Origin of the sequence: uncultured Bacteroides sp. (genome assembly GCF_902491285.1) — a bacterium.
Lineage (GTDB): Bacteria > Bacteroidota > Bacteroidia > Bacteroidales > Bacteroidaceae > Bacteroides.
This window is the reverse complement of sequence record NZ_CABUHK010000166.1, coordinates 1-3,425: the sequence shown is the minus strand read 5'-3', so window position 1 is coordinate 3,425 and position 3,425 is coordinate 1. Positions and strand designations below refer to the sequence as shown.

The 3,425-nt window shown below is 46.0% G+C and carries 4 protein-coding genes; 2 read left to right on the top strand and 2 right to left on the bottom strand.

Going from position 1 to position 3,425, the window contains the following annotated elements; translation table 11 throughout:
• The coding region (locus tag RDN93_RS21830; RefSeq protein ID WP_308747411.1) for a YqaJ viral recombinase family protein at positions 1-498 on the bottom strand (498 nt) is incomplete at its 3' end.
• Positions 499-1,412: 914 nt separating this feature from the next.
• Between RDN93_RS21830 and RDN93_RS21825 the strand changes: the two genes are divergently transcribed.
• Together RDN93_RS21825 and RDN93_RS21820 are read left to right on the top strand one after the other, a co-directional pair.
• Positions 1,413-1,613, top strand: coding sequence for a hypothetical protein (locus tag RDN93_RS21825; protein ID WP_003501914.1), 201 nt, complete (start codon positions 1,413-1,415; stop codon positions 1,611-1,613).
• 52 nt (positions 1,614-1,665) lie between these two features.
• On the top strand, positions 1,666-2,898 hold the full coding sequence (locus RDN93_RS21820) for a site-specific integrase (RefSeq protein WP_006874387.1): 1,233 nt from the start codon (positions 1,666-1,668) through the stop codon (positions 2,896-2,898).
• A gap of 128 nt (positions 2,899-3,026) precedes the next feature.
• On the opposite strand, the gene RDN93_RS21815 is transcribed toward RDN93_RS21820, so the two are convergent.
• The coding region (locus RDN93_RS21815; protein ID WP_374047434.1) for a hypothetical protein at positions 3,027-3,425 on the bottom strand (399 nt) is incomplete at its 5' end.

The following is a 3,425-nucleotide window of genomic DNA, read 5'->3' as shown; positions in this document are numbered from 1 at the left end:
TACTGCCATATAATGACGCCCCTGAGATTCATAGTAGACTGGAACAGTCTCCTTCCCATTCATCCACCAGTTATCTCTGGCATTATAGTTTGTGGTCTTGATCTCAAGGATCGCTGTGGTGCCATCCGGCAGTTCCACAAAGTAGTCCACATCAGCCAGCATCCAAGGATACTGTGGGTGCTGGAACATCTTTTTGATTTGGTAGACCCGATATCCGGTTTTCCGCTCGAATATCTTTGCTACCAGAGGCTCCAGCAAATGCCCCATTTCCATGGCAACCCAGTTGCCCTCATCATCTTCCACTGACGCTATGTTCAGTTTGTCGTAGTACAGATCCCTGGCTGTCCGGAATGGAGAAGTGCCAAAGATCGCCGATACATCGCTGCCGCCGATTCCACGGCGCCGGTAATCCAGCCAGTCTTCTTCTGAAAGATCTGCCGTTTCTACCAGCACCAGCGGTTCATGCCGCTTTCGTTCAGCACTATTGCTGCCAGACATATCAAATCCCCCTTCGTGATCTTCGGGGCAAAATAACTGCCCTCGCCATTGGTGCAACATTTCGGGGCCGGAGCGAAGATACTGCCTGTCTCTTCATCTTCCAGTCCGTGGAATGTGCCGGCTTGACCCGCCGACCATTCTGCTTTCTTTTCTGCTTCACATTCATGTACATGACCTGCCTTTCTCAGTTTTGATTTATCCTTAAAGCCCTTTCAGGCTTACAGGCAATAAAAAAGCGAGAATGACAGACGGCATAAAGCCTGGCGTCCATAGTTGCCTATGAACCGATGTCATTCTCGCAATGGTGGGTAAATCCCGTAAAATAAAAAAAGCCAGCAATATACCGGCCTGAAAAGGCGCAGTGATACTACTGACACAAGTACAAAATTAACAGCGTGTGCAATGCAGTCATTACTCCGCAACACAAGCCCTAAAGCCTGTGTACCCTGACGGGCAACGCACAAAAATCAATTACATTGCAATTCTAACACAATATATAGTGCTTGTCAATTCAAACATTCTATATATTGATTTTGGATTTTCTTTAAATTTTCTTTCCTCTTTGCAGAAGTTCTTTCTTCCCCGCCTATTTATAGGATGTATCGGATCATTTGGTAATACCGGATGATCCCTACGCTCTTTTAGTACCTTGACAAGTTCATAACCTCTATGGGGAGTTATACAGGAATTCTGGACAGTGTGCGATGACCACAGAAGCGCGCCCATAATCGAAGTGTTGCACAGCAGCAGCCTGAAATACACGGCAGAACCGTTCTGGCGTAGGAAATGGCCCCATTAGAGTTCTTTTGTTATTTCAATACTTCCTGACCTCAAGACCGTTTTCATTGTTTTTGTTGAAAACCTTCTTCTACAAATCGTAAGGGATCATTGTAATCGAAAAAAGGAGGACGATTATGGAGAAAAGAAAACCGAATGACCTACCGCCGGAGCAGTGCTTGGCTGTTGATACCGATACCCTTTGCAAACTGTTGTGCTGTGGAAGGCACACTGCAGTACAGATTGGGGATCTTGCCAATGCACGCATTACCATGAACACCCGTGTCCTATGGAGTGTCCAGCGTATCAAAGAATATCTTTATGATATTTCCGGCTAAATAACCATGCCAGTAAGGCGCACTACACTTTTATAATCAGGAGGTACCAGTAATGGCAAAAGTGAGAAAAGACAACAAAGGACGAAATCTTCGGCCCGGAGAAACACAACGGGCAGATGGCAGCTATATGTATGTCTACAAATTAGGCACTAAAAAGAAATATCTTTACGACTCCGATCTCGCAAGTCTTCGTGTCAAAGAAAAGCAGATCAACAAAGATAAGGATGATGGCATCCGTACTCAGGAAGCCATGAAGCTTACCCTGAATGATATGTTCAAGGTCTACATGAATAACAACATCAAACTGAAGCCCTCTACCAGAGCAAATTATCTTTACCTGTGGGACTTCTATGTGAAAGAAGAGCCTTTCGCTAACATGCCTCTTCCACAAATCCACAGAAGTGATATTCTCGCGTTTTATACCAAACTGCTGAAACACGGCTTTGCTATCAACTCACTGGAGAGCATCAACACCATTGTTCACCCTACGCTTGAAATGGCCGTGGACGACGATTACATCCGCAAAAATCCCAGCAAGGGCATTTACCGCAAGCTCAAGACGGATGGCAGCGCTCCAAAGCCTAAACGGCGGATCGCACTCACTAAAACGCAACAGCAGAATTTCCTGCGTTTTATTGCCAAGTCCCCTACATACAGCCATTGGCTCCCCATCATGACTGTGCTCCTTGGAACAGGAATGCGTGTAGCAGAATGTACCGGCATTACCAAAAGCGATATTAACTTGAGCGAAAACACAATCTCGGTCAACCACAACTTAATCTACCGGGTCATTGACGGAAAAGCCGGATTTCACATTACCACTCCCAAAACTGAGAGCGGTACACGAATTATCCCTATCCTCTATCCAGAGGTGGCCGAGCAGCTTCGCCTCCAGATTGAAACCATCGACGCATTGTATCCAGACGATCAACTGGTGTTAGGAGGAGTTCACGGTTTTGTTTTCCGCAACCGAACCGGCTCATTCATGAGCGCCCACAATATCAATCGGGCGATTGAGAGAATCAGCGTAACTTACAACATGGAGGAAATGGATCAGGCTGAACTGGAAGACCGTGAACCGGATCTGCTCCCTCATTTTAGTGTTCACAACTTGCGGCACACCTTCTGTACCCGGCTCTGCGAAAGCACCAACGATGTTAAATTCATTCAGCAAGTCATGGGGCATGCCGATTTCTCTACTACAATGGACATCTACACCCATATCACACAAGAGAATATGCAGGAGAAGGCAAAAAACATTAGTGTGAACATGAAGCTGATGTAAAAAGAAAGGCGAATCTGCATTTTATAAGCAGATCCGCCTTTCATATTGCTTCATCCGGTTTCGTAGGGTCTCGCGCAAAAGTTGTAGAAAAGTTGTAGTAACGCGATTTTTTGTAGTAAATGACCTCTTTAGTACAGCTTTGCTCCTGCCGGAATACTGTCATCCAGCATCAAAAGATTTAAGCCTTCCCGTCCGTCATACTCGTACACTGCAGAAATCAGCATACCCTCGGAATCAATACCCATCATCTTTCTCGGCGGCAGGTTTGTGATTGCCACACAGGTCTTACCAACCAGCTCTTCCGGCTCGTAATACTCGTGAATACCGCTTAAAATGGTGCGTTTCCGGTCTGTTCCGTCATTCAGTGTGAATTTCAGGAGCTTCTTGGACTTCGGCACTGCCTCACAGGCTTCGATCTTAACCACTCTGAAATCAGACTTGCTGAATGTCTCAAAGTCTACATCATCTGCAAACAAAGGCTCGATTTTCACCTTGGAAAGATCAATCTGTACGCTTGGCGCGGACAC

Bases quoted from the DNA above. Each gene is read 5' to 3' on its own strand.
- RDN93_RS21825 (WP_003501914.1), top strand. From the start codon at position 1,413: ATGGAGAAAAGAAAACCGAATGACCTACCGCCGGAGCAGTGCTTGGCT.
- RDN93_RS21820 (WP_006874387.1), top strand. From the start codon at position 1,666: ATGGCAAAAGTGAGAAAAGACAACAAAGGACGAAATCTTCGGCCCGGA.